This is a genomic window from Rhodovibrio sodomensis (assembly GCF_016583645.1).
Lineage (GTDB): Bacteria > Pseudomonadota > Alphaproteobacteria > Kiloniellales > Rhodovibrionaceae > Rhodovibrio > Rhodovibrio sodomensis.
Genome location: NZ_NRRL01000062.1, coordinates 1 through 24,348, shown reverse-complemented (window position 1 = coordinate 24,348; position 24,348 = coordinate 1). Strand labels below are relative to the sequence as shown.

General features: G+C 70.2%; 29 protein-coding genes. 3 read left to right on the top strand and 26 right to left on the bottom strand.

The window, feature by feature from the left end; genetic code table 11:
* Window positions 1-86: 86 nt before the first annotated feature.
* From CKO28_RS17790 to CKO28_RS17775, 4 genes are all read right to left on the bottom strand, one after another.
* Window positions 87-551, bottom strand: a complete 465-nt coding sequence (locus CKO28_RS17790) for a ComEC/Rec2 family competence protein (protein ID WP_200342155.1) — start codon at window positions 549-551, stop codon at window positions 87-89.
* Window positions 552-853: 302 nt separating this feature from the next.
* Complete coding sequence (locus CKO28_RS17785) at window positions 854-1,423, bottom strand: PIN domain-containing protein (protein ID WP_200342154.1); 570 nt, start codon at window positions 1,421-1,423, stop codon at window positions 854-856.
* A 3-nt stretch (window positions 1,424-1,426) separates the two neighbouring features.
* Window positions 1,427-1,891, bottom strand: coding sequence for a helix-turn-helix domain-containing protein (locus CKO28_RS17780; RefSeq protein ID WP_200342153.1), 465 nt, complete (start codon window positions 1,889-1,891; stop codon window positions 1,427-1,429).
* A gap of 186 nt (window positions 1,892-2,077) precedes the next feature.
* Window positions 2,078-2,320 (bottom strand): helix-turn-helix domain-containing protein, encoded by a 243-nt coding sequence (locus CKO28_RS17775; RefSeq protein WP_338050176.1) that lies wholly within the window; start codon window positions 2,318-2,320, stop codon window positions 2,078-2,080.
* A gap of 58 nt (window positions 2,321-2,378) precedes the next feature.
* Here CKO28_RS17775 and CKO28_RS17770 point away from each other — a divergent pair, with 58 nt between their 5' ends.
* Complete coding sequence (locus tag CKO28_RS17770) at window positions 2,379-2,804, top strand: hypothetical protein (protein WP_200342152.1); 426 nt, start codon at window positions 2,379-2,381, stop codon at window positions 2,802-2,804.
* 43 nt (window positions 2,805-2,847) lie between these two features.
* On the opposite strand, the gene CKO28_RS17765 is transcribed toward CKO28_RS17770, so the two are convergent.
* The 15 genes from CKO28_RS17765 to CKO28_RS17700 all read right to left on the bottom strand — a co-directional run bounded on the left by CKO28_RS17765 (window position 2,848) and on the right by CKO28_RS17700 (window position 15,803).
* Window positions 2,848-3,156, bottom strand: coding sequence for a DUF736 domain-containing protein (locus CKO28_RS17765; protein WP_200342151.1), 309 nt, complete (start codon window positions 3,154-3,156; stop codon window positions 2,848-2,850).
* A gap of 3 nt (window positions 3,157-3,159) precedes the next feature.
* Window positions 3,160-3,417 carry a DUF2274 domain-containing protein gene (locus CKO28_RS17760; protein WP_200342150.1) on the bottom strand — a complete coding sequence of 86 codons (258 nt, stop codon included), beginning with the start codon at window positions 3,415-3,417 and terminating at the stop codon, window positions 3,160-3,162.
* A complete protein-coding gene (locus CKO28_RS17755; protein WP_200342149.1) occupies window positions 3,414-4,736 on the bottom strand; it encodes a TraB/TrbI/VirB10 family type IV secretion system protein in 1,323 nt (440 codons plus the stop codon). The genes CKO28_RS17760 and CKO28_RS17755 overlap by 4 nt, the downstream gene beginning before the upstream one ends.
* The gene (gene trbG, locus CKO28_RS17750) at window positions 4,736-5,467 is read right to left on the bottom strand and encodes a P-type conjugative transfer protein TrbG (RefSeq protein ID WP_338050177.1); all 732 of its coding nucleotides are present in this window, start codon (window positions 5,465-5,467) and stop codon (window positions 4,736-4,738) included. The genes CKO28_RS17755 and trbG overlap by 1 nt, the downstream gene beginning before the upstream one ends.
* Before the next feature lie 147 nt (window positions 5,468-5,614).
* Window positions 5,615-5,752: a hypothetical protein gene (locus tag CKO28_RS29165; RefSeq protein WP_338050175.1), complete on the bottom strand. Its 138-nt coding sequence runs from the start codon at window positions 5,750-5,752 to the stop codon at window positions 5,615-5,617.
* Entirely contained in the window at window positions 5,749-6,444 is a 696-nt protein-coding gene (gene trbF / locus CKO28_RS17745) for a conjugal transfer protein TrbF (RefSeq protein WP_200342148.1), read from the bottom strand. Before trbF ends, CKO28_RS29165 begins: the two co-directional genes overlap by 4 nt.
* Window positions 6,444-7,763 carry a P-type conjugative transfer protein TrbL gene (gene trbL, locus CKO28_RS17740; protein ID WP_200342147.1) on the bottom strand — a complete coding sequence of 440 codons (1,320 nt, stop codon included), beginning with the start codon at window positions 7,761-7,763 and terminating at the stop codon, window positions 6,444-6,446. Before trbL ends, trbF begins: the two co-directional genes overlap by 1 nt.
* 20 nt (window positions 7,764-7,783) lie before the next feature.
* The gene (gene trbJ, locus CKO28_RS17735; protein ID WP_200342146.1) at window positions 7,784-8,515 is read right to left on the bottom strand and encodes a P-type conjugative transfer protein TrbJ; all 732 of its coding nucleotides are present in this window, start codon (window positions 8,513-8,515) and stop codon (window positions 7,784-7,786) included.
* Window positions 8,512-9,216 (bottom strand): hypothetical protein, encoded by a 705-nt coding sequence (locus CKO28_RS17730; RefSeq protein ID WP_200342145.1) that lies wholly within the window; start codon window positions 9,214-9,216, stop codon window positions 8,512-8,514. Before CKO28_RS17730 ends, trbJ begins: the two co-directional genes overlap by 4 nt.
* Window positions 9,200-11,653: a conjugal transfer protein TrbE gene (gene trbE / locus CKO28_RS17725; RefSeq protein WP_200342144.1), complete on the bottom strand. Its 2,454-nt coding sequence runs from the start codon at window positions 11,651-11,653 to the stop codon at window positions 9,200-9,202. The genes CKO28_RS17730 and trbE overlap by 17 nt, the downstream gene beginning before the upstream one ends.
* Window positions 11,647-11,916, bottom strand: a complete 270-nt coding sequence (locus CKO28_RS17720) for a VirB3 family type IV secretion system protein (protein ID WP_200342143.1) — start codon at window positions 11,914-11,916, stop codon at window positions 11,647-11,649. Before CKO28_RS17720 ends, trbE begins: the two co-directional genes overlap by 7 nt.
* Complete coding sequence (locus CKO28_RS17715) at window positions 11,913-12,263, bottom strand: TrbC/VirB2 family type IV secretion system protein (RefSeq protein ID WP_200342142.1); 351 nt, start codon at window positions 12,261-12,263, stop codon at window positions 11,913-11,915. The genes CKO28_RS17720 and CKO28_RS17715 overlap by 4 nt, the downstream gene beginning before the upstream one ends.
* Window positions 12,264-12,279: 16 nt before the next feature.
* Complete coding sequence (gene trbB / locus CKO28_RS17710) at window positions 12,280-13,260, bottom strand: P-type conjugative transfer ATPase TrbB (RefSeq protein WP_242480634.1); 981 nt, start codon at window positions 13,258-13,260, stop codon at window positions 12,280-12,282.
* On the bottom strand, window positions 13,253-13,744 hold the full coding sequence (locus CKO28_RS17705) for a CopG family transcriptional regulator (protein ID WP_200342141.1): 492 nt from the start codon (window positions 13,742-13,744) through the stop codon (window positions 13,253-13,255). The genes trbB and CKO28_RS17705 overlap by 8 nt, the downstream gene beginning before the upstream one ends.
* 16 nt (window positions 13,745-13,760) lie before the next feature.
* Window positions 13,761-15,803, bottom strand: a complete 2,043-nt coding sequence (locus CKO28_RS17700) for a conjugal transfer protein TraG (RefSeq protein WP_200342140.1) — start codon at window positions 15,801-15,803, stop codon at window positions 13,761-13,763.
* Between the two features lie 289 nt (window positions 15,804-16,092).
* Between CKO28_RS17700 and CKO28_RS17695 the strand changes: the two genes are divergently transcribed.
* Both CKO28_RS17695 and CKO28_RS17690 read left to right on the top strand, forming a co-directional pair.
* Window positions 16,093-17,154 carry a hypothetical protein gene (locus CKO28_RS17695; protein WP_200342139.1) on the top strand — a complete coding sequence of 354 codons (1,062 nt, stop codon included), beginning with the start codon at window positions 16,093-16,095 and terminating at the stop codon, window positions 17,152-17,154.
* A gap of 132 nt (window positions 17,155-17,286) precedes the next feature.
* Entirely contained in the window at window positions 17,287-17,907 is a 621-nt protein-coding gene (locus CKO28_RS17690; protein ID WP_200342138.1) for a LysE family translocator, read from the top strand.
* A 6-nt stretch (window positions 17,908-17,913) separates the two neighbouring features.
* Here CKO28_RS17690 and CKO28_RS17685 read toward each other — a convergent pair whose 3' ends face one another.
* The 7 genes from CKO28_RS17685 to istB form a co-directional block, all read right to left on the bottom strand.
* A complete protein-coding gene (locus tag CKO28_RS17685; protein ID WP_200342136.1) occupies window positions 17,914-18,633 on the bottom strand; it encodes an MOSC domain-containing protein in 720 nt (239 codons plus the stop codon).
* The gene (locus CKO28_RS17680) at window positions 18,630-19,346 is read right to left on the bottom strand and encodes a glutamine amidotransferase (RefSeq protein ID WP_200342135.1); all 717 of its coding nucleotides are present in this window, start codon (window positions 19,344-19,346) and stop codon (window positions 18,630-18,632) included. The genes CKO28_RS17685 and CKO28_RS17680 overlap by 4 nt, the downstream gene beginning before the upstream one ends.
* Window positions 19,347-19,361: 15 nt before the next feature.
* Window positions 19,362-19,964 carry a peroxiredoxin gene (locus tag CKO28_RS17675; protein WP_200342134.1) on the bottom strand — a complete coding sequence of 201 codons (603 nt, stop codon included), beginning with the start codon at window positions 19,962-19,964 and terminating at the stop codon, window positions 19,362-19,364.
* Window positions 19,965-20,011: 47 nt separating this feature from the next.
* Window positions 20,012-20,749 (bottom strand): hypothetical protein, encoded by a 738-nt coding sequence (locus CKO28_RS17670; RefSeq protein WP_200342133.1) that lies wholly within the window; start codon window positions 20,747-20,749, stop codon window positions 20,012-20,014.
* On the bottom strand, window positions 20,746-21,417 hold the full coding sequence (locus CKO28_RS17665; RefSeq protein ID WP_200342132.1) for a MarR family winged helix-turn-helix transcriptional regulator: 672 nt from the start codon (window positions 21,415-21,417) through the stop codon (window positions 20,746-20,748). Before CKO28_RS17665 ends, CKO28_RS17670 begins: the two co-directional genes overlap by 4 nt.
* Before the next feature lie 171 nt (window positions 21,418-21,588).
* The gene (locus CKO28_RS17660) at window positions 21,589-23,376 is read right to left on the bottom strand and encodes a DUF3363 domain-containing protein (protein ID WP_200342131.1); all 1,788 of its coding nucleotides are present in this window, start codon (window positions 23,374-23,376) and stop codon (window positions 21,589-21,591) included.
* 102 nt (window positions 23,377-23,478) lie between these two features.
* Window positions 23,479-24,330 carry an IS21-like element helper ATPase IstB gene (gene istB / locus CKO28_RS17655; protein WP_200342130.1) on the bottom strand — a complete coding sequence of 284 codons (852 nt, stop codon included), beginning with the start codon at window positions 24,328-24,330 and terminating at the stop codon, window positions 23,479-23,481.
* Window positions 24,331-24,348 lie beyond the last annotated feature (18 nt).

The following is a 24,348-nucleotide window of genomic DNA, read 5'->3' as shown; positions in this document are numbered from 1 at the left end:
AGTACCTGCATACGTGCAGAGAATCTGGGTTATTTGGCGCCGCCAAGGCCTCCCTGTCGGATCGATTCGATATGTCGCACCCCAACCTAGACGCGCAAGTGCGACTCAATTGCATTTAGATCTGCTGCACTCTCACGGAAGCGCTTGACGCGTCGGCGCGCCTCCTTCGCCCACGCCTTGGCGTCCTCGCAAAGCGGGTTTTCCGCGCTCGCGCGCCGGAACACGACCGGCGCGGACCACATCTCACGGATGAAAATCTTGTCGTCGTCTTTGGACCATTCATCCGGCGGACCGAGATGGAAGTGATTGCGCAGGCCGGTGATGTGGTCCTGATCCGGGTGACTGAGGAGGAAGGCATCCACATAAAGGCGCTCCTGCGCATCGCGCTTGAGGCGGTCGCGAAGGTCCGTCGCCACGTCGGGCGTGTCGTCGTCTTCGTCGTCGGCGGCGCCGCGGATATTGAGGTCAACCAGAATGGTCTGCCCGTTGTCCAGGCGGATCAGCGTCATGTCGCCGTTGGACACAGGAAAGAAGGTGATAGACGCCGACATTGCCTCGCCTTTAGCTCGGTTCCAGCAACTAGTATATAGGGATCAGCGAGGCGCTCGTCAACCATATCTTGTGGACGGCAGCTCCGGAGGCCCCACTGGTGGGGTGCTGGGGATCCTTAGCCGAGGATCGAATTTGCTCCGCGGCTTAGCGTTCGAACCAGCCGTTCACGGTCCGCAAGCGATGGTCGGGTTAGCCTGTGGTTCACACCTGATGGTAGAGTCCAACGGGATTCGGCTTGACGCAAGCTTCTTGAGCAGAACAAATACATCCGCGTGTCCTTAGATCCGTTGCACACCATAATTCACAGGACGCTCTTGTACTCGCGCAAAGCGGCAGCCGTTTGCGTGAGTTCCTGACGTTCGAGGCTCGCGAGATACTCCGGAACCGACTTGGTAGGACTCTGCAGGCTTTCCCGATGCTCGCGCGCTGCCCCAACCACGGCGCCGGGCGTTAGGTCGAAGAGATTCATGACGAAGGCATCAGGGTGCTTCGGCTCGATGCCATAAGGGCGGAGTCGCTCTTCCGGAAAATCACGCAGATTGCGTGTGACAACGACGTCGGCGTTGGAGCGGATCGCGGCCGCGAGGACGTGACGATCATCCGGGTCGGGCAACTCTAACCCCTCGATCAGGTCCTCGTAGCCGGTCACCAGACTGCTCTCGGCATGCAGGTCCATGAGCTTCCGCGTCCGCTCGAGCTGTGGGCGGGTAATGTCGGGAAAGTCTTCCATCACCGCAGCCATCCATTCCTCGTGGACCTTCTCCGACCACTTCGCCCGGAAGAGTCCCCTGACGGCAAGCCGCATCAGCAGGTTCCTGAGCCCCGCCGGGTAGAGCACGTTGGCGTCGAAAAAAGCCGTGAAGCGATCCATGCCTCATTCAAGGCCCAGGTCCTGATCGTGGGCCGCCAGCTCGTCGAGGGCCTGGCGTCGCTTGCGCTCGGTCTCCTTCTTGTAGCGCAGCAGGTCCTCCGCCAGGACCCTGCGATGCGTGCCGACCTTCCGGTATGGAATCTCCCCACTCTCCAGAAGGCCGACGAGGTGCGGACGCGACACATTCAGCAGATCGGCGGCCTGCTGTGTCGTCAGCTCCGCGTGTATCGGCATCAGCGTCACCGCGTTACCGCGCGACATCTGCTCCAGCACGTCGAGAAGCAGCCGCACGGCTGGACCGGGAAGTTCCAGCGTCTCCCCCTCCCCGGCGCTCTCGACGAGCTTCACCGTCATCCGGTCTTCGCCGTTGAAATGCGCGGCTAGCTTGCGGCTGGTCTCGCCGGCGAGGCTTGCCTGCTCCTCAGAGGGCATGCGGACCGAGCTGTCTTCCGCGAGTGCGAGCGTCATGGTGCGATCTCCTTTCTCGTACCTCAGACATAGCACGAATCGAACCAAACGCAACAAACGAAATATACGAAAACACGCTCGATGCTGAACGTAAGCCACCGCGAAAAGCGCTGACTCCTTGTAACAAAAGGGCTGGCAGGGTCAGCGGTGTCGGGCTCGAAAGCACCTACGGCCGGAGCCGACCCACTACGCGGACAAGAACTCTGCCGGATCGACGCCTAACGCCGTCGCCAGCCGTTCCAGCGTGTCGATGGAGGCGGCGTTCTCGCAGCGCTCGATCATGCCGACGTAGTTGCGGTTGATGCCGGCCGCGTCGGCGAGTTCCTCCTGGGACATGCCTTTCTGCTGGCGCAGACGCCGGAGGTTGCGGGCCACGATCCGCCTGAGTTCCATGGCGGAAGGCAGCCCGAGCCTCTGGAATCCGGCCACCTAGTATACTAGGTATTTTGCTTTTGCCTCCGGATCGCCAGGACAGGGGACCCGTACGTTGGCCGAAACCGTCCGGCTCAAGCCCTTCTTCCGACCCGAGCGCGATACCGATCCGCGCGTCGGGCCGGAGCGGTATGTCGCCGGATTCGAGGACATGACCGGCGTCCCGTGGGGCGTAAGCGTGCCGCTGGCGCCGCACGCGGTCGAGGCGACGGTCCTGGGCGGGATCGCCTTCTCGGTCGCGATGGCCGCGGACGGCACGCTGCGGGTCGAGGCCGACGGCCGCAGCGACGCCGCCAACGAGGCGATCGCCGTGGCGCGCCCGGCCGGTCAGGGCGCGATCGACTGCGTCGTCGAGAGCACGCTCGATCCGGTCTTTTTGGACCTCGACCCGGAAACACGGCAGGAGCTGGAGACGCTCCGTCACCGCCTGCGCCGCGCGCTCGCGCTGGTCGACGGCGTCCTCGGCGAACCGGACTCTTAAGCCAGCACGTGCTTCCACCGGGCGACGCCCTGCCCGTCCGCCGTCAGGCCTCGCGCCGGTTCCACACCAGGAAGGCCGCGCCGTCGTCCTCGAACAGCGCCGCGCGGATCGGCTGCGGGAAGCTCGGATCGTCCAGCTGGACGCTGAGGTAGTCGCGCGGGGCGTCGCCGTTGGTGCGCGCCTTCCAGGCGGCGCCCAGCTCGGCGTTGCCGGCGTAGACGCGGAAGTCGGGCGCGCCGTCGCTCTTCTTCTGGTCGTTGGCGACGATCCGGGCCTTCACGTTGACCGTGAGGGTGCGGATCGTGCCGGTGTAGCCGTCCTTGCCGGCGGTGAAGCTGCCGATCGTGGCCATGGCTCAGGTCTCCTTCGCCTGGGGTTTGGGTTTGACGGCAGGCACGTCGTCGAGCTGCTTGCGCGCCCGCCGGAAGCCCCCGTCGCCGGCCATGAAGGCCTCCAGCATGTAGGGGATCAGGTCGGCCACACTCTCCTTCTGGCCGTAGGCGCGCCGGTAGACTTCGGCGTAGGCGTTGAGGGCGGCCTTGAGCTCCGGGCTGGCGGTGAAGGTGATCTTGACCGCCTCGCGGTCGGGCAGCTTGTCGAGCTTGAGGGTCATGGGATCGCTCCGGGGGCATGGTAGGGCCTGAGCACCAGGTCCTTGTGGACGATGATCCTGAGCGGCCAGCCGGGGCGGATGGTGATGGTGGGCTGGACGTTCAGGTTGCGCTCGGTCAGGCGCTGGCCGACCTGGTTGCCGCTGTCCTGGGCGGACTCGCGCAGCGCCTTGAGGAGGTCGTCCTCGGCGTCGCCGAAGGTGAGTTCGGTGCCGACGCCGAGCAGGGTCGACAGCGCGATGCCCTTCAGGAGGCGCCAGGTGTGAAAGTCGACCCGGTCCGCGAGACCGGCGTAGCCGCCCGTGTCGGTCGCCGGCAGGTTCTCGATCACCATGGAGGATCCGTCGGGCAGCACGATGCGCTGCCAGACCACGAGCGCGCGCTCCTGGCCGTAGGCGACCACGCTGTCGTAGGTGCCGATGACGCGCGAACCCTGCGGGATTAGGAGATGGCGGCCGGTCACGGTGTCGTAGACGTTGGCGGTGACCTGGGCGATCACGCGGCCCGGCAGGTCGGAATTGATGCCGGTGACCAGGCTGGCGGCGATCACGGTCCCGGCCATGACCTGATAGGGCGAGACGGGATCCTGGAGGGCGTGCGGGTTGTAGATCTCGGCGTCGACGCCCTGGTCCAGAAACGCCAGCTTGCGCCCCTGCAATCCCGGATCGGGACCGAGATCGACACCCGTGTCTGCACCACCCTGCCCTGCGCTGAGCGCGTCGAACGGGTTGCGGTCGCCGTTGCCGGCCGGTGGACGCAAACCCGGCTCGGCAGCGGCGAGCGCCGCCCCGCCTCCGCCCGCGCCGGCCGCGCCGGCCGCGCGCGAGGTGAGCTGGAAGAACACGCCGGACTCGCGCCCCTGCTGGGCCAGGCGGGCCTGGCGGATCCGCTCGGCGCGGGCGGCGTCGTCCTCCGGGCTGGGCCGGAACGGCAGGTCGGGTGGGCCGATGCCGAGATCGCGCTCGGCGCCGACGACGGCGGGCCCGATGTCGCCGGCCAATGGCGGGCCGAGCTCGACGGGCGCTTTGGGCAAGTCGCCGTAGTCGCGCGGCAGGGCCTCGAGGCCGTCCGGCTTGGGCGCGTTGCCGGTCTGGATCAGCTCGCGGCGGGTATCGCCCCGATCGAAGAGCCGCGGCGGGTCGAGCGCCAGCAGCGTCGCCCCGAAGATCAGCAGCAGTCCGGTCCCCGACAGCAGGATAAGCACCCGCCGGTTGATCCGGGCGACGGGTCGCGGCCGGGCGCGCAGCGCCAGATCGGCGGGATCGACCTTGGCCGCGCCGGGATCGCCCTGCGGCCCACCCTCCTCGGGCGCCGGCGCCATCACCGCGCGTCCCGGTCGGACGCCGCGACCTCGCCGCCCGGCTCGCGATCGCGCGCGGGCCCGCCGTCGGTACGCGTGATGCGCACGACCTGCTGCGGGTCGGCGCCGAGCCGGAGCTCGGCGGCGGCGAAGAGCCGGTCGACGACGTAGTGACGGCCGCGCACCCGGTAGTTGACCAGCTCGTGGCCGCCATCGGGTCCGACGACGAAGAGCGGCGGCGCCTGGCCCTGGTCGAGGCGGTCGGGGAACTGGATATAGACCTTGTGCGTGTCATCGAAGACCCGCACCGGCCGCCAGGGCGGATCGTCGCCGGTGACGGCGTAGCGGAAGCGCAGCCGCTCGACGGCGAGCCCGCGGTCGACCACCTCGGCCGCCGCCCGTTCCGCCGCATCGTTGCGCTTTTCAAGCGCGATCAGCTCGTCGTGGGGATAGTGCCAGGAGACCGCCGCCATGTAGGTGCCGTCGGTGCTGGTGAGCTCCAGGTGATAGGCGCGCCGGTCGGTGACGATGACGAGATTGGTCTGCATGTCGGCGATGGTCGGCTTGACCAGCACGTGGGCGCGCGCCGCCGCGCCCGAGCCGCTGACCGTGTCGCCGATCACCCAGCGCACGGTGTCGCCCGCGGAGACGGCGACGATCTGTTCGCCCGGCTGCAACGCGATGGCGCTGACCCGCTCGGGCGCCGTGTAGAGCTGGTAGAGCGCGCCGTCGGCGTAGGGATAGACCTGGATAGCGTTGACGTAGCCGTCCGCGCGCGGCTCGACGGCGGCGTCGGCCTGGGCGTCGGTGACCCGCTGTTGCGGCGGCCGCCGATCCGGGGTGCGCGGCGCCGGCTTGAGCTGGCCCGGCAGCGGCAGGGGCTCGGGGACCGTGACGATCTACACGGGGCGCGGCGGCTCGGCCGTGCGCGCCGCCGGCTCGAAGCTGGCCGTGTCGTAACTGATCGTCGGCGGCGGCTCGCGATGGGCACAGGCCGCGACGAGGGCGGTGGCGGTCACGACGAGAAGGACCTTCATTCCTGATCTCCTGCGATGCGGTCGCGGCTCCAGTTGAGCCCGTGGACGTAGATGCCGAGCGGGTTCTGGCGCAGCGCCGCCTCGCTCCGCGGCGGCTGCAGCCGGACTGTGAGGACGGCGGTGTAGCGGGCGGTGCCGGCAAGCGTGCCGTTCTCGTGGGTGCGCTCGCGCCAGCGCACGTCGAAGCTGTCGGCGGAGGCGCGCACGACGCTGGTGACCTCGACCGTGACCGTGCGCGTGCCGATCGCGGCGAAGGGATCGCGCTCGCGGGCGTAGGCGCTGAGGGTGTTGGCGGCCTGCGGGGTAGCGTAGGCGTAGGCCTGCAGCCAGTTCCGGCGGACGACGATCGGATCGATCGACAGCGACCGGACGTTCTCGATGAAGCGCGCCAGGTGCCAGGCGATCTGCGCGTCGCTGGGCCGATAGGCCTCCGTGGCCGGGCCGACGGCGCGCACGGCGCCACGGGTGTCGACCTCGACGACGTAGGGGGTGACGCTGCTGCGCCCGGCCTGCCAGACGACGCCGCCGGACAGGCCGAGGGCGAGCGCCAGGCAGCCGAAGGCCATCAGCCGCCAGTTGCGCGCCTGGACCCGCGCCTCGCCGATGCGTTCGTCCCAGACCTGGGCGGCCTTCTGGTAGGGCGTCTCGGGCGCGGGCGTCCGGCCGTAGGCGGTGGTGGCGCGCCTGAACATCACACGTCCTCCCGCAGGCGCGGGGAGTCGCCGGCGACGGGCCGATCGCCCTCGCGGATGGTGTGGGCGGCAACGGTCGCGCCCTCGCGCAGGCGCTGCTCGCGCCTAAGCTGCCGCGCCCAGCCGGGCGCCGCGGTGCCGGCCGCCTCGGCCGGGGACGGCGACGCACCGGCGGGCAGCGTCCCCCCGGTCGCCGTGTAGGCGCGCCGTTCCCCGCCCGCGAAGGCCTGACGGACGCCGGCCGTGGCGTCCCGCGCCCCCTGCCCGACCACGCCGGCGCCGGCGCGCGTCACACCGCCGACGCCGGCGGCGACCCCGGCCGCGCCCGAAACGCCGGACGTCGCGCGCGCAAGTGTGTAGGCCCCGTGCGTGCCGCCGGCGACGGAGGCGGCGGCGCGGGTGGCGCTAGCGGACCCGGCGGCCAGGGTGCGGGCGCCGCCCGCGGCGAGCCCGGCGCCGGCCACACCACCGAGCGCAAGGCCGGCGGCGGAACCGACGGCCGCGCCGGCGCCCAGCTGCGGCGCGCCGGAGACCAGGCCGGCGGCGATGCCGGGCCCGAAGATCCCGAGCATGAAGATCGCCAGCGCCCCGAGGACGGTCGCGAGCGCCTGCTCGATGGTGACGTCGCCGCCGGCGAAGGAGGCGGCGAAGGCGCCGAACAGGGTCGAGCCGATGCCGACGATGACGGCGAGCACCATCAGCTTGATACCGGCGGCGACGACGTTGCCCAGCACGCGCTCGGCGAGGAACGCGGTCTTGCCCCAGAGCGCGAAGGGGACGAGCACGAAGCCGGCGAGCGTGGTCAGCTTGAACTCGAGGATGGTGATGAAGAGCTGGATCGCCAGGATGAAGAACGCCAGCAGGACGACCAGCCAGGCGACCATCAGGACGGCGATCTGGACGAAGTTCTCGAAGAAGCCGATCGGCCCCAGCAGGTCCTGCACCTCCGACAGCAGCGGCAGCCCGGCCTCGAAGCCGGTCGCCGCGACGAAGCCCGGACGCGTCAGATCAGCCGCACCGATCGGCGACCCGGCCGCGCGCAGGCCGAGGTCGGCGAAGCTGTCGAAGACGACCGCCGCCAGAAACGCGAAGTTGTTCAGGATGAAGGCGAACGCGCCGACGTAGAGCACCTTCTTGATGAGGGCCGGGATCACCGCCTTGTCGTCGGCGAGCGCCCAGAACAGGCCGGCCAGCGTGATGTCGATGCCGATCAGGACCGTGGTCAGGAAGGCGACGTCCGGGCCCAGCAGCCCAAAGCCGCTGTCGATGTAGGTGGTGAAGGTATCCGTGAAGCGGTCGATGACGTCGAGGTCGTCCATCGCGGGTGTTTCCTTGAAGGTCAGCGCGGCGTATAGGCGCTGCCGTCGCCCAGGAAGCGCTGGAAGCGGGCGCGCGCCCGCGCCTGCTCGGCGAGCGCGTCCGCGCGCTCGAGGGCGTCGGCGCGGGCGGACGCGGCGAGCAGGCTCTGCAGCTGCATGGCCTGCTTGGTGGCGAGCGCGGTCAGCTGGTTACCGGCTTGGAGCGCCTGCAGGTTGCCGGCCGCGCCCTGGCTCTCGGCGATAAGCGCGTCGAGGGTGAACGCGTCGGCGCGCACCTGCCCGACCACCTCGGCCTGCATCTCGAGCGCGTGCTTGTGGCCGTGCCGGGCGAGGCCCCAGGCCTCGCGGGCGTTCTGGACAATCCGCGAGCTGGTGACGGCCGCGGCGTACTGCTCCGGGAACAGCCGCCTGTACTCGCCGTCGATCGCGCCCACTTGGTAGGCGAGACCCTGGGCGTTGCGGATCAGGGTATCGACCCGGCCGAGCGAGACGGTCAGCTGACCGGCGACCGAGGTCGGCAGGCGCTCCAGGTTGCGCGCCTGGTTCAGCAGCATCTGCGCCTCGTTGGCGAGCTGCTGGACCTGGTTGTTGATCTGCACCAGCGCGCGGGCGGCCTGCAGCAGGTTCTGGCTGTAGTTGGCGCCGTCGAAGACGGCGATCGCCCGGGCCGGCTGCACCGGCGTGAGGCTGGCTGCCACACCAAGCGCCAGGGCGGCGCCGGCGGCGAGAAGCCGTCGTTGAAGAGAGGTCATCGGCCGCGATCCTCCTGGGGGTTCCACGTCCAGGCCGCAGACCCGTTCGCCCGGATCTCGACGCGGTAGTGGTAGGTATTGAACTCGCTGATGGCGGCGACGGTGGCGCCGAAGGGGCGGACACGGCCGCGCCCGAAGCCGTCGTAGACGCCGTAGAAGTACCCGTCGGCGTAGCTGTCGCCGAAGACGTAGCCGTCGGCGAAGTCCAGCGCGACGCCGCCGTAGCGAAGCTCGCCGAGCTCGGCGTTGCCGATACGCGCGTGGCAGCCGGTGACAGTCGCCGTAGCCGCGCCGCCGTAACCGCGCCGCAGCACGGCGCCCGGCCCGGGCCGGTTGGCGCGAGCGATCTCGGGCCATTCGGTCTCGCCGCAGTGGCCGCCGGTGGGCGTCACCCGGATCTCGTCGACCTGGGGATGAAGGGGGATGCACAGGCTCCCCTGCCCGGTCGCGGCCCGGTCGTCGAGCCACTGCCGGATGGTCTCACGCGCGTCGGCCCGGCCCCAGACGTGCCACCAGTCGCCGGCGCAGGCGCGCGAGACCGCGAGCCGGGCGTCGCCGCGCACGGTGGTCACGGACAAGAAGACGGCCGGGCAATCGTCCGCGCGCCAGCAGCGTGGCCAGCCGTCCTGCGCGAACGCTGCCGGCGCGCCGAGCAGCCCGGCGAGCGCGGCCGCGCCAATGCAGCTAAGCGGGGGGCGCATCGGCCGGCTCCTCTGCCATCGGGGTGTCGTCGGCGATCAGATCGGCCGCCCAGTCGAGGCCCTTGGCACGCAGCCATTTGGCGGCGAAGGGCTCGGCGCCGTCATCGGCAAGCAGCGCATCCATCAGCGCGTGGTCCGGCTGTGCGGACGCGGCCGCGAAGGCCAGGCCGATGGGGCCGAGCGCGAGGTCGATCAGGCGGTTGCCCTGGCGCGACTGGACGTAGTAATCGCGCTTGGGCACGGCGCGCGCGAGGATCTCGATCTGCCGGGCGTTCAGGCCGAAGGCCTCGTAGACAGCCCGGGCCTGCGGCTCGCCGGCGCGGTCGTTGGGCAGGAAGATCCGCGTCGGGCAGCTCTCGATGATCGCCGGTGCGATCGAGCTCTCGGCGACGTCGGCCAGCGCCTGGGTCGCGAAGACCACCGCCACGTTCTGCTTGCGCAGGGTCTTGAGCCATTCCCGGATGCGCGCGGCGAACGCCGGGTTGTCGAGGAACAGCCAGGCCTCGTCGAGGATCAGGAGCGCCGGCGTGCCGTCGAACTGCGCCTCCAGCCGATGGAAGAGATACGTCAGCACCGGCAGCACGGCGCCGGCCTGATGCATCAGCTCCGCCATCTCGAACCCCTGCACCGCGCCCAGGCTCAGCCGGTCGTCGTCCGCGTCCAGCAGCCGGCCGTAGGGGCCCTCGAGCGTGTAGGGCTGCAGGGCCTGGCGCAGCGCGCCCTGCTGCAGCAGCGTCGCCAGCCCGGTGAGCGTGCGCTCGGGCCAGGGCGCGGCGGCCAGGTTGGTCAGTGCCGACCAGACGGCGTCCTTGACCTCCGGGGTGACGTCGATGCCCTCGTGGGCGAGCAGGCCCAGCACCCAGTCCTGCGCGAAGACCCGCTCGCTCGTCAGGTCGATCCGGGCCAGCGGCTGGAAGGCGAGCCCGCCAGCGTCGGCGGTGCCGAGATCGAACCAGGCGCCGCCCATGGCGAGCACGGCGGCGCGCGCCGACCCGCCATTGTCGAAGATCGTGATCCGGGCGTCCGGGTAGCGCCGGAACTGCAGCGCCATCAGGGCGAGCAGCACGGACTTGCCCGCGCCCGTGGGCCCGACCACCAGCGTGTGGCCGACGTCGCCGACGTGGGTGACCAGGCGGAACGGCGTGGTTTCCTCGGTGCGCACCGTGATCAGCGGCGGACCGTCCAGGTGGGCGTTGCGCGCCGGCCCGGCCCAGGTCGCCGACAGCGGCATCATGTGCGCCAGGTTGAGCGTGTTGACCGGGGCCTGGCGGACGTTGGCGTAGACGTGGCCCGGCAGCGAGGCCAGCCAGGCCTCGACCGCGTTGGCGCTCTCCGCAATGGTCGCGAAGCCCCGCCCGTCGATAACCCGCTGGACGGCCCGAACCTTCGCCGCGACGGCGTCCAGGTCAACGTCCCAGACGACAAGCGTGGTGGTGAGGTAGCCGTAGGCGACCAGGTCCGCGCCCAGCTCCTGCAGCGCGGCGTCGGCATCGGCGGTCTTGGTGTCGGCGTCGGTGTCGACCAGCGCCGACGGCTCGTTGGTCAGCACCTCCTTGAGGATTGCGGCGATCGACTTGCGCTTGGCGAACCACTGCCGGCGGGTGCGCTTGAGGATGCGCTCGGCCGCGGCCTTGTCGAGCGGGATGAAGCGCGTCGTCCAGCGGTAGGCGAAGCCCAGATGGTTCAGGGCGTCCAGGATCCCGGGCGTGGTCGCGCCCGGATAGCCGAGCACGGTGACGACGCGCAGGTGCGCCGCGCCCAGCCGCGGCGCCAGCCCGCCGGTGAGCGGGGTGTCCACCAGAACCGCGTCCAGATAGGCCGGGATCTCGGGTACGCTCAGGCGGTGCCGGCGGTCGGAGACGCAGGCGTGCAGGTAGGTCAGGGTTTCGGCGTCGTCGAGCGGTGCCACCTCGGGCATCAGCTGGCCCAGCAGGTCGAGGGCGCGGTCGGAGGTCTGGACGAACGTCTCGAGATGCGCCCGGTAGTCGACGCCGGGGCCGCCGCCCTCCGGGCGCTCGACCAGCAGCCGCTCGGCGCGGTTCACGGTCTCCGCCGGCGGCAGGTAGACGAAGGTCAGCACGTAGCCGCTCTCGAAGAGCGCGTCGGCCTCGGTGAAGGCGGCCCGGCGCTCGGCGTCGACGAGCCGCGAGGCCGGGTCCGGAAAGGTTGAACCCGGATAGGCGCGCGCGGGCCGGCGCTCCGCCTCGAAGAAGAGCGCCCACCCCGACCCGAAGCGCCGCAGCACGTTGTTGATCCGCGCGCAGGTCGCGACGAGTTCGGCCTCGGTGGCGCTTTCCAGATCCGGTCCGCGGAAGCGCGCCGAGCGCTGGAAGCTGCCGTCCTTGTTGAGCACCACGCCGGGGGCGACCAGGCAGGCCCACGGCAGGTAGTCGGCGAGCAGCGCCGGCCGTCGCCGGTATTCCGCCAGGTTCAGCATGACAGATACCCCTTGTGGCGGACGTGGCGGACCAGGACGTCGAGGAAGGCCGGGTCCTTGCGCGCGGCGTAGACGGCGACCCCGTGGCCGGCGAGCCAGACCACGAGCCCGGCGAGCCAGAGCTGCAGCCCGAGCCCGAGCGCGGCGGCGAGCGTGCCGTTGACGATGGCGACGGTGCGCGGCGCGCCGGCCAATAGGATCGGCTCGGTCAGCGCGCGGTGCAGCGGGACCTCGTAGCCCGCATGGCCGGGTGCGGCACTCATTGGACGAGCGCCCCGCCGCCGAAGGAGAAGAACGACAGGAAGAAGCTGGTCGCGGCGAAGGCGATCGACAGCCCGAAGACGATCTGGATCAGCCGCCGGAAGCCGCCCGAGGTCTCCCCGAAGGCCAGCGACAGGCCGGTGATGACGATGATGATGACGGCGATGATCCGCGCGACGGGTCCCTCGATCGATTCCAGGATCGCCGTCAGCGGCGCCTCCCAGGGCATCCCCGAGCCGGCCGCCTGGGCGGCCTCGGGCCAGATGAGCGCGACGCCGACCAGCAGAACGGCGCTGGCGGCGGGCGGATGCAGCACTTTGATACGCACGTCGAAGACACCTCGGGGCATGGCAGGATCTCCTGGGTCAGGCGGGTGGAACGAGCGGGACGGGGGTGAGCGGGACCAGGCGGTAGTCGCCGTCGCCCGTGAGGCCGTCGAGCGCGGCGACGGTCTCGACGCGGCGGGCCGCGCCCCGGCCCTGCAGGAAGACGACGACGTCGATCGCCTCGGCGATCAGCCGGCGCGGCACGGTGACCACGGCCTCCTGGATCAGCTGTTCGAGGCGATAGAGGCCGGCGCGGGCGGAGTTGGCGTGCAGCGTGGTGAGGCCGCCCGGATGGCCGGTGTTCCAGGCCTTGAGCATGTCGAGCGCCTCGGGCCCACGGACCTCGCCGACGACGATCCGGTCGGGGCGCAGGCGCAGCGTCGAGCGTACGAGATCGGCGAGCGTGGCGACGCCGGGCTTGGTGCGCAGGCTGACGCAATCCTCGGCCGCGCAGTGCAGCTCGCGGGTGTCCTCGATCAGGACCACCCGGTCGCCGCCCGCGGCGACCTCGGCCAAGAGCGCGTTGACAAGCGTGGTCTTGCCCGAGCTGGTGCCGCCCACGACGAGGATGTTGCGACGGGCCGCGACGGCCGCGCGCAGCGCCTCGGCCTGCGCGGCCGTGACGATCCGGGCCTCGAGGTAGTTGCACAGGCGGTAGAGGACCCGCGCGGGCTTGCGGATCGCGAAGCACGGCGCCGGCGCCACCGGCGGCAGCAGCCCCTCGAAGCGCTCGCCGCCCTCCGGCAGCTCCGCCGAGACCACCGGCCGGCCGGCGTGGCACTCCTGGCCGACGTGGCTGGCGACCAGGCGGATGATCCGCTCCGCCTCGGTCGCAGCGAGCCGCGCGCCGGTCTCCAGCCGGCCGTCGCCGTGGCGGTCGAGCCAGAGCCGGCCGTCGGGGTTGACCATCACCTCGATCACGGCCGGATCGGCGAGCGCATCCGCGATCGCCGGGCCCATGGCGGTGCGCAGCATGCTGCGTTGCCGGTCAAGGGTCGTCGGGTGGCGGCGCTCACGCATCGCCGTCCTCGGCCGCCGGCGCGCCGTCCTTGAGGGTGCGCAGCGCATCGATCTCCGCCTCGGTGAAGAAGTCGCTCTCCGTTGTCCCGATCTCCTCGAGCACGTCCCGGATCATCGACTTGCCGCCGGCAAGGCGCCGGCCGAGCTGGGCGACGAAGTACGCGAAGCGCTCCTTGCCGAGCGCCCGCGCGGCGTCCTGTTCGGCGCCCGGCAGCGGCGGCGTGATCGTCAGGTAGTAGCGCACGAAGAGCGCGAGACTCTCCGCGGCGATGGTCTGGTCGCGGTCCAGCCGGTCGAGCTGGCGCGAGACGCGGTCGAGCCGGCGCACGATCGCCGCGTCGCGCTGGTCGTCGCGTTCCGGCGACAGGAAAGCCGCGAGCGCAGCATCGGTGATCGCCGACTTGGACGCGCCGGGCCGCCGGGCCGCGAGCGCGAGGCGCTGATCGACCTGATCGGAGAGATAGACGCACAGGCGGGCTTTCATGGCCGTTGGGCTCCGTTCAGAAGTTGGGGATCAGGTCGTCGTCGCCCCGGTCCCCCGTGGCGGCGTTGAGGCCGTGGGCGCGCCGGACGGTCGCGGTGTCGCGGGCGAGGTTGTCCATGCCGCGCGCGTCGGCGGGATCGAAGGCGTCGTCGACCAGCCCGGCGTCGGGCGCGCGCTCGGGCTCGGCCGGGGCCGGGGTCTCGTCGGGGAGTGCTGGATGGCGCGCGAGGCCGCCGTCGTCGTCGGGGGCGCCGGAGACGAGCTCCGACCAGGGCCGGATCAGGTCGGCGTGGGGCGTGCGCACCCGGCCCGACCAGTCGTCCGGGCGCACCGGCGGCCGGTCTGCGTAGGGCGCGTCCGTCTCCAGGACCGGCGGCGGGCAGACGCGACCCTTGAAGTTCCCGTCCGCGAAGTAGCGCAGCTTCTTGGCGCGGATCGGCGGATGGCCGGAGACCATGACGATCTCGTCGTCCGCCGGCAGCTGCATGACCTCGCCGGGGGTGAGCAGCTGGCGGGCGGTCTCCTGGCGCGAGACCATGACGTGGGCGAGCCAGGGGGCCAGCCGGTGGCCGGCGTAGTTGCGCTGGGCGCGCAGCTCGGTCGCGGTGCCCAGCGAGTCCGAGATCCGCCGGGCGGTACGCTCGTCGTTCGACGCGAAGGCGACCCGGACGTGACAGTTGTCCAGGATCGCATTGTGCTCGCCGTAGGCCTTGGAGATCTGGTTCAGGCTCTGGGCGATCAGGAAGCTGCGGATGCCGTAGCCGGCCTTGTAGGCGAGCGCGCTCTCGAAGAAATCAAGCCGTCCCAGCGCCGGAAACTCGTCCAGCATCATCAGCAGCTGATGCCGCGGGCCCGCCTCGGCCGCGCCCTGCAGGCGCTCGGTCAGGCGCCGGCCGATCTGGTTCAGCACCAGGCGCACGAGCGGCTTGGTGCGCGACAGGTCGGACGGCGGGATCACCAGGTAGAGCGACACCGGTCGGTCGGCGTCGACCAGATCGGCGATCCGCCAGTCGCAGGCGCTCGTGGCCGCGGCGACCGTCGGATCGCGGTACAGGCCCAGGAAGGACATGGCCGTCGAGAGCACGCCCGAGCGCTCGTTCTCGGCCTTGTTCAGGACCTCGCGGGCGGCCTGCGCGACCACCGGGTGGACCTGCGGGGCCGTGTCGGTGCCCAGGTGGTTGGTGGTCATCATCACCCGCAGCGTCCGCTCGAAGGACCGCGCCGGGTCGGACAGGAACGCGGCCACGCGCGCCAGGGTCTTGTCGGGCTCGGCGTAGAGGACGTGCAGGATCACGCCGACCAGCAGCGAATGGCTGGTCTTTTCCCAGTGGTTGCGCCGTTCCAGCACGCCCTCGGGGTCGACCAGGATGTCGGCGATGTTCTGGACGTCCCGCACCTCGAAGCAGCCCTTGCGCACCTCCAGCAGCGGGTTGTAGCGGGCACTCGCCGGATCGGTCGGGTTGAACAGCAGGCAGTGCGAGAAGCGCGCCCGCCAGCCGGCGGTCAGCTGCCAGTTCTCGCCCTTGATGTCGTGGATCACGGCGGACTGCGGCCAGGACAGCAGGGTCGGGATCACCAGGCCCACGCCCTTGCCGCTGCGCGTCGGCGCGAAGCACATCACGTGTTCCGGGCCGTCGTGACGCAGGTAGCGGCCCTTGAGCGTGCCCAGGAAGACGCCGCGCGGCTCGAACAGCCCGGCCCGGGCGACCTCGCGCCGGGTCGCCCAGCGCGAAGAGCCGTAGGTGGTCACGAAGCGGGTCTGCCGGGCACGCAAGAGCGAGCCGGCGACCGCAACCGCCACGCCCAGCACCCCGCCGCCCGCCGCCATCGCCCCGGCGGTGTTGAAGATCGCCGGCGCGTAGGGCTCGAAGGCGTACCACCACTCGAACAGGCGCCAGGGCCGATAGACCGGGTAGCCCCAGAGCTCGAACCAGGCCGGACCGAGGCGCGGCTGATGCGCGAGCTGGCCGGCCGTCCACTGCGTCGCCAGCCAGACCGCGCCGATCACGATCGCGAAGACGAGCAGAACCTGGCCGATGAGAAGCTTGGTCGGGGTCATGGACGGCTCGCCGGTTGGAGAGCCCGAGGGCTCGCGAGTGATTACCGGCGAAGGATCGTGGGCGGATCGGAGCGAAAGCAACGCGGCGGCGTCCAGGATCGTCCAAGCCCGGACGAAGCGGCCAAGACGCGCCAAGACCAGGAAGGCGCGACCAAAAAGGTCACGGCACATTTTTTGGTGTCGAGGCGAGACTCGATCGGTGGGAACCGCTTTGCCGGGCCGATCTCATAAGACGGCACGTCTGCCGGCGGCTTTCGACGGCTCCCTAGTCCGGAAAGGAGATGCTCCGATGCGCTCGCCTCGCCGCCTGCAGTCGCTCCCGCAGATCGTTTTGGCGGCCGGTCTCTGGGTCTGCGCCGGCATCGCCACCGAACCGGCGCGAGCCACGGATTACGACGTCCGGGTTTTCGAGGGCGGTGCCGGCTGGTTCGTCTACGACGAAGCCGTCGACGTCGCGCTGCACGTGCTGCGTCCCGCCGACCCGAAGTGCCACGAGGTCGGCGAGATCATCCTGCTGTTCGACAGCCGCGCGCAGCTGCGCGATCCGGCTCTAATCGCGACCGCCGCACTCACAGGCATGGCCCGCTACGCCGAGCTGTGCCGGGCGCTTGGCGGCACGCCGTCCAATCAGCGCAAGGTCGTCAGTGTCGTCGCCGGGGAAGCCGAGCCAGACACGCGCGGGCGCTTGATCGGCGAAGCGCGGATCCTGGATGCCTTCGTTTCATCGCTGACCGGGGTCCCGCGGGTCGCGGTTCGCCGGAACGCGGCAAACACAGGAAACGAGAAGCGCGACACCGTCGCGATCTTCAGTAAAGAGGACGATAAGCCGTCGGCTGGCGAGCGCGCGCGCAACTCCGCGGCGCAAGGACGCGCGGCGGAGATCGCGGAGATCCGCACCACCTATGATGTCGCCCTCGCAGAGAGCTTGGCGAAGGCCCAGTCGCCGGCGTTGGCAGGACGGCTGATCGGCGGCGACCGCGCCAGGATAGCTGGGGTATGGGCCGGCAGTCAGGCCGAATGCGCGAACGAGCGCCTGATCCTCTTTGAAGCCAATGGAACCGGCAAGGTCGAGTGGTGGCGCACCTCCAACGCAGACATCGGACTGCTGCCGTGGCGTGCCGGGAAATGGGACCTGCGCCGTGGAACGCTCGTCATGAGCCTCGACCACCGCGTCGAGTATGACGACTTCCTCGGACGCCTGCGGGAGGCTCAGGTCGATGAGACTCTCCAGTTCGAGCTGATGGACGTGACGCACTCCGCAATACGCCTCGCAGCGACGGGCGGCGGGCTGTCGCCCGAAGCGCTTTTCCTCCGGGGTGCGGAAAAGCTGTTCGTGCGCTGCGAGAGCTGACCGATGTGCTAGGTGCATACAGTCGTCTGAGCGATGGTCGTAAGCACCGGTGATTGAACCGTGCACTTGATCTGCGAAAAGCCATAAGGATGATTTCTGGGCCCCCAGCCGTCGTGAACGAGAGAGGTCAGCATGGATGTTGCCGGCGTCTTAGCCGCGGTCGCGATCGCCCATTTTCTCGTCGCCGTCAGTCCGGGACCGGCGTTCCTCGTCGTCGTGCGATCGTCCGTCGCCCGCACGAGACTGGCGGGCCTCTGCACCGCCGTGGGGCTCGCCGCCGGATCGACGCTGTGGGCCGTGGCCGCGCTTTTCGGATTGCAGGCGCTGTTCGCGGCCGTCCCGTGGATCTATTCCGTCCTCAAGCTCGCCGGCGCGACCTATCTGGTCTGGATCGGCATCTCGCTGTGGCGCAATGCCGGAGTGCCTATTCGGGAGACCGATTATCCTGCGGGCGGCGCGGGCCTCCTGGCTGCGCTTCGGCTCGGGCTCGTCACCCAGCTCGCCAATCCGAAGGCAGCCATCTTTTTCGGCTCGATCTTCGTCACGATGCTTCCGGCCGATCCTGCGCTGGCGACGACCGTCTTGCTGCTGCTGAACGTCTTCCTGCTCGAATGCGGCTGGTACGGCGGCTTGGCCGCGAGTTTTTCGACCGGACCGGTGCAACGGAGCTACAAGCGCGCGAAGGTCTGGATCGACCGCGCAGCCGGGGCAACCTTGGGGGCCTTCGGCGTTAAGCTCGCCGCGGATCGATAGCAGGCTTCAGTTCCCGGCGACGAACGACCGGTCGGTCGGCGTCCGCACGCGCGCGTCCCAGTCCTCGACGTCGCCGCGTTCCAAGCGCCGCCGTGCGAGCTTGCGCCAGCTCTCGGCGAGTTGCGGGATCTCCGCGATGCCCGCGAGCGCCGCACGGTTGAGGGTGTCGCGATAGAGCACGTGCAGCAGACGGCTCAGCGGCCAAGCGGGTTGCGGCCGCTCGACGAGGGCCAGCGTGGCGCCCGGGGCCACCTCGCCCGGCTCCAGCACCCGATAGTACCAGCCCGCGCGCCCGGTCTGCTGGACGCGCAAAGCCATCTTCGGGTCACCGAAGCGAACGTTCAGCCGCCAGCAGGGCTGGCGCCCCTGCGCGACCTGCACCAAAGCGGTGCCGAGCCGGTAAATGTCGCCGACGCAGACAACCTCTTCGGTGAGGCCAAGCGTCGATAGGTTCTCCCCAAAAGCCGCCGGGTTTTCGAGCGACACGCTGAACCCGGGGTGGTCTCGACGCCACGACGCGTAATGATCGCGCGGATAGTGATGCACGGCCTTTTCCGGGCCACCATGGCGCTTCGTGTCGCCCTGGCCATCGCCGACGAGGCCGGTCGGCTCGACGCGCACCGGGCGGTCGACCGGCCGCTTGTCAATGCCGCTGGGCTCGCCGTTCGGACCGAAAGGGCGCGGCTGTCCGATCAGGACATGATCGATGCGGACGGCCTGCGTCATAGCCCCACCCGATCCAGCCAATCGGCGAACAGGGCGGTCCCGCGAGCCTCCATCGCGGCCGAATGGCGCTCGGTGTCCGCGCGCAATTGCGCGACGGACACGCCCGGCGTGGCGCCGATTTCGACCGTGTGGCCTACGAACCAGCGTTCCAGCGCCGGGCCGCAGGCCTCCGCGTGGAATTGCAGCCCGAGCGCGGTGCGGGCATAGGCGAACGCCTGGTTGGGGCAGACCTCCGTGCGCGCGAGGCGCTCGACGCCCTCGTGAAGGTCGAAATTGTCGCCGTGCCAGTGCAGGACCGGCGTCTCGCCGTCGAGGTGCCGCAGAGGACCGGCAAGCCCGGCCTCGGTCAAGGTCACCGGCGCCCAGCCGATCTCCTTCGTCTTGGCCGGATAGACCCGGGCGCCCAAGGCCCAGGCCATGATCTGGCTGCCCAGGCAGATACCGAGCGTTGGCCGATCGTCTACCAGCCGACGCTCGACCAGCCGCAGCTCGTCGTTCAGGAAGGGATAGTCGGCCGCGTCGTTGACTCCGATCGGCCCGCCCAGCACCACCATCAGATCGAATGCCAGGGGGTCGAGCGCCGTAAGATCGTCAGTGGGCGCGTCGACGTAGCGCACCGCATGGCCGCGCGCTTCTAATAGCAGTCCGAGCAGGCCCAGATCCTCGAAGGCAACGTGGCGGATCGCCAGACATGTCTTGTCGGTCTCCGGCATGCCGATCCCCTCCGTTCAGGTCGTGGTCGTCGCGTCCGGTATGCCGGATGTCGCGTCGGTGTGGGTCTGCAGCCAGGCGATCACCTGCTCCGGCGCCCGGTCGGGCGGGAACACAGGGTAGAAGGTGTGCACGATGGTGCCGTCCCGAGCGATCAGCGTCAGGCGCTTGCACAGCGTGCGACCCTCCACGGTCATGGTGGGCAGATCGAGCGCCGCGACCAGCCGCAACTCGGCGTCGGAGATGAGCGGGAACGGCAGGTGCAGGCGCTCGGCGGCCTCGCGCTGCTCTTCCGGCGGCTGCGTCGACAAGCCGAACAGATGGGTCACGCCAAGCGCCGTCAGCTCCGCCGCGTAATCGCGGAACGCGCAGGCCTGCGGCGTGCAGCCCCGCGCGCCGGGGATCGCGTCCCAGCCGTCCGGCAGCGCCCGGTGGGGCCGACCGGTCATCGGATAGGCGTAGAGCACCGTCAGGCCGCCGAGCGCGGCCGGGTCGACGCGTGTGCCGTCTGTGGCTGGCAACGCCAGCGACGGCAGCGCCCGTCCGGTCAGGTGATCAGCGCCGCCGTCATCCGCCGGCGCGGGCAGCTGCGACCAGTCAACGTCGTGCAGGTTTGTCATGCGTCGCCTGTCTCCAGTTTGCTGCGCCGGTCCGGGGCCATCGTCATCTAGTCCACCGTACCGGGAAGGCTTAGGTCGCCGGAGGCGACGTCGAACACGTCCTCGACGCACAGCAGCGGCGCGTGTACCTGCTCGTTGACGCGCAGGCCGGACGTCACGCCGTCGAAGGCGACGCCCTTAAGCTGAGGCGCCGCTTGGAAGGGCACGCGGACCGTGACGGTGTCGTCGCTGAAGCTCGGGTCGTAGCCGGGACTGTCGATGTAGATCGGCAGACCAGGCCAGGTGGCCGGCAGCTCCGGTTCGGCGCCGTCGGGAATGTCCTTGACCTTGAGGCCGCCGCCGCACGCCTCCTCGGCCGGAACGAGCACGACCCAGTGGCTGTGCCAGGCGCGACCGTCGTTGTCCGGGTCGCCGTCGCCGTTTTCGTCGAACAACGGCGTGTCGTCGAAATCCGGATGCGAAGTGACGGCGAAGGCCAGGATGCCCAGGTCCTGGCCGAAGCCGACCCGCGCCGTATCGAGCTTGGTCGGCCAGACGTACGAATAAACCGGCGCCCCACCGAGATCGCCGGCGGGCTCGGGCCGGCGCGCGCCGGCTGTCCCGGCGACCGACATGCGGAACGTCAGCCAGTCGTCTTCTGCGGTCACCTCGGCCCGCACAATGTCGAAGGCGGGATCGGCGTTTCCGGTTTCGGCCTCGATGCCGTGTGCGTTGGCCGGCGCGGCGGCCAGTCCGGACCACAAGGCGGCGACGGCAAGAGCTGCGAAGCGAGCAGAACAGGTCATGATCCAGGCTCCTGGGTATGGGGCGACGTTGTGAAGCGCTGCCAGTTGGCGCTCGCGAGGGCCGCATCGGCCTCGGCGTGCTCCGGGCAATCCAGGCGCAGGTGCCGGTCGCCGAACGGCGCGTCGACGTAGGCGCAGTGGTGCGGCGTGTGAGCCTCGGCGTGCGCGTTGGGGCGGAAATAGCGGCAGTTGACGCACATCCGCTGGACCGGGATGGCGCCCTGTTGCTGCAGATTGCGGATCATCCGGGTCAGGGTTTTCAGCAGCGCGGCCTGCTCCGCCTCCGGCAAGTCCGCCACGACGGTCCGCAAAAGGTCCGGCCATTCGGTGCGCCCGGCCGCCGCCGCGGCGCCGGCCTCGGTCAGCCGGATGCTGCGGGCGCGTCCGTCGTCCGGAACCGACTGCTTCTCGACCAGGCCCTTACGCGTCAGCGCGGTGACCGCGTCGCTGGCCGTGGGCTGCTTGACCGCCAGCTCGGCGGCGATCGCCGACAGCCGCATGGCGCCGCGCGCCTGCAGCAAGGCCAGCACCTGGGCCTGGGTTGGGGTCAGCCCGCGGGTCCCGTCCTGCGCCCAGGCTTCGTGGCGCATCACCATGGCGATCTTCGAGAGCCCGGCCTGGACCCGGCGCGGCAGGGGTTCGCTGATGGCGTCGAAGGTTTCGGACATATACATAGGAGTCCGAATTATATTGCCAGTGTCAAGACCCCTGTGGCCGGATGCTCTGGGATCTCTGCAGGGCTCGAGAGTCGATCACGCTTGTGGGATCAGCGATCCATGCGCGCGGCAAACCTTCCTGAAGCTCTGCGAACTCGCGCCCGGCCCCGGGCCGCCCCAGCATCAGACAATCCCAAGGCCGCGCTTTCGCGCGAAGCTCCAGGAGATCGTGGTCCCTCGGACAATCCCGGACACGGCCCGCCCGCGCACCCGCTCGAGTTCCGGTCGCCAGGGTACAAGGGCGAAGGCCCTGGACTTCTCGATCACGGCGAACTTCCCGCTGGCGAGCCGGAGTGGACCGCGGTACACGCCCTCGAGCCGGTCGCCGTCGAGCAACTCGGTGAACGGCTTGCCGACCTCTTTAGAGAGCCGATCCGCGGCCGCGCTCACATCGCGACGGCGAAGCTCGTTCAAGAGGTTTCGGTCGTAGACGGTGCGGCCGTCGCGCTCCATTGCCAGGCCCTGCCTGAGTAGCCAGCGGCGACGACGCGCAATCGCGTTCTCCACCTCGTTGCCAAAGCCAGCCGGCCGCAACGGCTCGGGCCGGTCTGCCAATAGCTGGCGGTCCAGCCACGTTGCCCCGTCCGCCTCGACCATACGCTCCAACGAGAAGCTCGACAGCAACACGAGCCGCGCCGGCTGCCGCAGCCGGGCGCGCTCCTCGTAGGCACGCGCCCTGTCGAGGATGTCGTTCGGGATCGCCCACGACCCGTCCGGCAGCCGCTCCGCGACGCCGCCCGGGCGCATGGCCTCCAGCCGACGGACATGGGCGCGGACGTATTCGCGCGACGCCCGCGGATCGACGGCGCGGTGCAGCGCGGCGCTGTAGCGACCGCCGCTCCGCTCTGCGATGTCGGCGATGGTGCGGTCCGCGCGCCGCGGCTCGGCCCGCTTGCCCGCGACGGCGACGATGGCCCCCGGTTCGTAGTCACCCGGATCGGCCAGTTCGCCCACCTCGGCGTAGTGCGTGCGCCCGTCGGTGCCATCGACGACCAGATAGTGCCGGTCGTTGAGTTCGTCGGCGCGCCCGCGCGCGATCACCTTGCCGACGACCCGCGCATTCGCCTGCGTCGGATCGAAGATCGCATGTGCCGCGCCGGCGCGCTCGACGCTCGCCGCGCGCAGCTCGCGGTGCAGCGTCCGGATGATGTCGCCGCGCTCACCCATGTCGCGTAGCGTCGTCTCCAGACCCGCCGCGAGCCGCCAGCGCTTCGCGCCGGCGGGCTCGGCCAGACCCATACGCTCAAGGGTCTGCAGCCGCCCGATCTTGAGCGCGTGCTTAAAGCGCGCGACGCGGGCCGCCGGCTCTCGGCGCAGATCGGCCACGCCGGCCTCCGCCTCGCGCAGGATCTCGCGGTCGAGCCGCGTCAAGCGCTCTTGCCCCACCTCGCGGGCGTAGCCCTGCTCGATCTGCCGTTCGGTGACCGGCCCGAGTTCCAGGGTCAGGAGTTCGCTGGCGCGTTCGCGCAGCCCGTGGGCGATATAGTCGCGCGCGATCACCAGGTCCCGCCCGAGTTCGTCCGTGCCCCGGACGACGATGTGGCTGTGGGGATTGTCGGTGTTGAAGTGATCGACCGCCACCCAGTCGAGCCGCGTGTCGAGATCACGCTCCATCTCCGCCATCAACCCGCGGACGAAGGGCTTGAGATCGTCCAGCTCCGTCCCGTCCTCCGGCGAGACGATGAAGCGGAACTGATGCCGGTCGCCCTCGCCGCGCGCCAGGAACGCCCGGCCGTCCGCGTCGTCTTGCTGGGCGTCGTAGAGACGGCCGGGCGCACCGTTGCGGGTTACGCCGTCACGCTGGATGTACTTGAGGTGCGCGCGGGCCGCGCCGAGCCCCTGCCCCCGAAGCCGGACGATCCGCGACTTGACGACGACGCGGCGCCGGCCCACGCCGCCGGACCGCCGCATCGCGGCCCCCGTGCCCCATCCGCCGCCGCGTGTAGCGCGTCAAGCAACGTGACCGGTTGAGCGACAAGGTCGTGGCCGGTGCGGATCGATGATGTTGAGGGCTTAGCTTTCGGTGTCGTCACCTCCTTCTCGGTTGTTGTCGCTGGGGTTGTCGCCGAGGCTGTCGCTGTCGGATGACGCGGCGTCAGCCGGGTCGGTTTGGCGGCTGACGGCAGCTCGCCGACGGTAGCTCTCGACGTTCAGCTCGAGGATGGTCGCATGGTGGACCAGCCGGTCGATCGCCGCGACCGTCATGGCGCGGTCGGGGAATATCTGTTCCCAGGCGCTGAACGGCTGGTTGGCCGCCACAGCGAGGCTACGGGTCTCGTAGCGCCTTGCGATCAGCTCGAACAGCACACTGGTCTCGGCCTGATCCTTCTGGGCGTAGGTGATGTCGTCCAGGATCAGCAGGTGGTACTTGTCCAGCTTGGCGAGTTCGCGTTCGAGCGTGAGGTCCCGGCGGGCGGCCTGCAGGCGCTGCACCATGTCGGTGGTGCGGCTGTACAGCACCCGGTAGCCGGCCTCGATCAGGGCGTGACCGACGGCGGCGAGCAGATGCGACTTGCCGCTGCCGGAATTGCCGATGGCGATCAGGTTGCCCGCCCCGGCGAGCCAGTCGCCGGCGGCGAGCGCGTCCACGCGCGCCTTGGAGACCTCGGGGACGACCGAGAAGTCGAACGTGGCCAGGGTCTTGCCCGCGGGTAATCGCGAGGCCTGGAGGTTGCGGTGGATCCGCCGGGTCTCCCGCTCGGCGAGTTCGTACTCGGCGAGCAGCGCCAGGGCCTGGGCGGTCGGCCAGCCTTCGCGGTCGGCCATCTCGGTCACCTCCTGCCAGTGCGCCTTGAACGACGGCAGGCGCAAGGCGTTCAGCAGGGCCGGGAGCTTGTGGACATCGGTCTCGGTCGCCGCGGTCATCACGCCCCCTCCCGCTGG

Coding starts and splice junctions, on each gene's coding strand:
- CKO28_RS17790 (WP_200342155.1), bottom strand. CDS start 551: ATGTCGGCGTCTATCACCTTCTTTCCTGTGTCCAACGGCGACATGACG.
- CKO28_RS17785 (WP_200342154.1), bottom strand. CDS start 1,423: ATGGATCGCTTCACGGCTTTTTTCGACGCCAACGTGCTCTACCCGGCG.
- CKO28_RS17780 (WP_200342153.1), bottom strand. CDS start 1,891: ATGACGCTCGCACTCGCGGAAGACAGCTCGGTCCGCATGCCCTCTGAG.
- CKO28_RS17765 (WP_200342151.1), bottom strand. CDS start 3,156: ATGGCCACGATCGGCAGCTTCACCGCCGGCAAGGACGGCTACACCGGC.
- CKO28_RS17760 (WP_200342150.1), bottom strand. CDS start 3,417: ATGACCCTCAAGCTCGACAAGCTGCCCGACCGCGAGGCGGTCAAGATC.
- CKO28_RS17755 (WP_200342149.1), bottom strand. CDS start 4,736: ATGGCGCCGGCGCCCGAGGAGGGTGGGCCGCAGGGCGATCCCGGCGCG.
- CKO28_RS29165 (WP_338050175.1), bottom strand. CDS start 5,752: ATGAAGGTCCTTCTCGTCGTGACCGCCACCGCCCTCGTCGCGGCCTGT.
- trbF (WP_200342148.1), bottom strand. CDS start 6,444: ATGTTCAGGCGCGCCACCACCGCCTACGGCCGGACGCCCGCGCCCGAG.
- trbL (WP_200342147.1), bottom strand. CDS start 7,763: ATGGACGACCTCGACGTCATCGACCGCTTCACGGATACCTTCACCACC.
- trbJ (WP_200342146.1), bottom strand. CDS start 8,515: ATGACCTCTCTTCAACGACGGCTTCTCGCCGCCGGCGCCGCCCTGGCG.
- CKO28_RS17730 (WP_200342145.1), bottom strand. CDS start 9,216: ATGCGCCCCCCGCTTAGCTGCATTGGCGCGGCCGCGCTCGCCGGGCTG.
- trbE (WP_200342144.1), bottom strand. CDS start 11,653: ATGCTGAACCTGGCGGAATACCGGCGACGGCCGGCGCTGCTCGCCGAC.
- CKO28_RS17720 (WP_200342143.1), bottom strand. CDS start 11,916: ATGAGTGCCGCACCCGGCCATGCGGGCTACGAGGTCCCGCTGCACCGC.
- CKO28_RS17715 (WP_200342142.1), bottom strand. CDS start 12,263: ATGCCCCGAGGTGTCTTCGACGTGCGTATCAAAGTGCTGCATCCGCCC.
- trbB (WP_242480634.1), bottom strand. CDS start 13,260: ATGCGTGAGCGCCGCCACCCGACGACCCTTGACCGGCAACGCAGCATG.
- CKO28_RS17705 (WP_200342141.1), bottom strand. CDS start 13,744: ATGAAAGCCCGCCTGTGCGTCTATCTCTCCGATCAGGTCGATCAGCGC.
- CKO28_RS17700 (WP_200342140.1), bottom strand. CDS start 15,803: ATGACCCCGACCAAGCTTCTCATCGGCCAGGTTCTGCTCGTCTTCGCG.
- CKO28_RS17695 (WP_200342139.1), top strand. CDS start 16,093: ATGCGCTCGCCTCGCCGCCTGCAGTCGCTCCCGCAGATCGTTTTGGCG.
- CKO28_RS17690 (WP_200342138.1), top strand. CDS start 17,287: ATGGATGTTGCCGGCGTCTTAGCCGCGGTCGCGATCGCCCATTTTCTC.
- CKO28_RS17685 (WP_200342136.1), bottom strand. CDS start 18,633: ATGACGCAGGCCGTCCGCATCGATCATGTCCTGATCGGACAGCCGCGC.
- CKO28_RS17680 (WP_200342135.1), bottom strand. CDS start 19,346: ATGCCGGAGACCGACAAGACATGTCTGGCGATCCGCCACGTTGCCTTC.
- CKO28_RS17675 (WP_200342134.1), bottom strand. CDS start 19,964: ATGACAAACCTGCACGACGTTGACTGGTCGCAGCTGCCCGCGCCGGCG.
- CKO28_RS17670 (WP_200342133.1), bottom strand. CDS start 20,749: ATGACCTGTTCTGCTCGCTTCGCAGCTCTTGCCGTCGCCGCCTTGTGG.
- CKO28_RS17665 (WP_200342132.1), bottom strand. CDS start 21,417: ATGTCCGAAACCTTCGACGCCATCAGCGAACCCCTGCCGCGCCGGGTC.
- CKO28_RS17660 (WP_200342131.1), bottom strand. CDS start 23,376: ATGCGGCGGTCCGGCGGCGTGGGCCGGCGCCGCGTCGTCGTCAAGTCG.
- istB (WP_200342130.1), bottom strand. CDS start 24,330: ATGACCGCGGCGACCGAGACCGATGTCCACAAGCTCCCGGCCCTGCTG.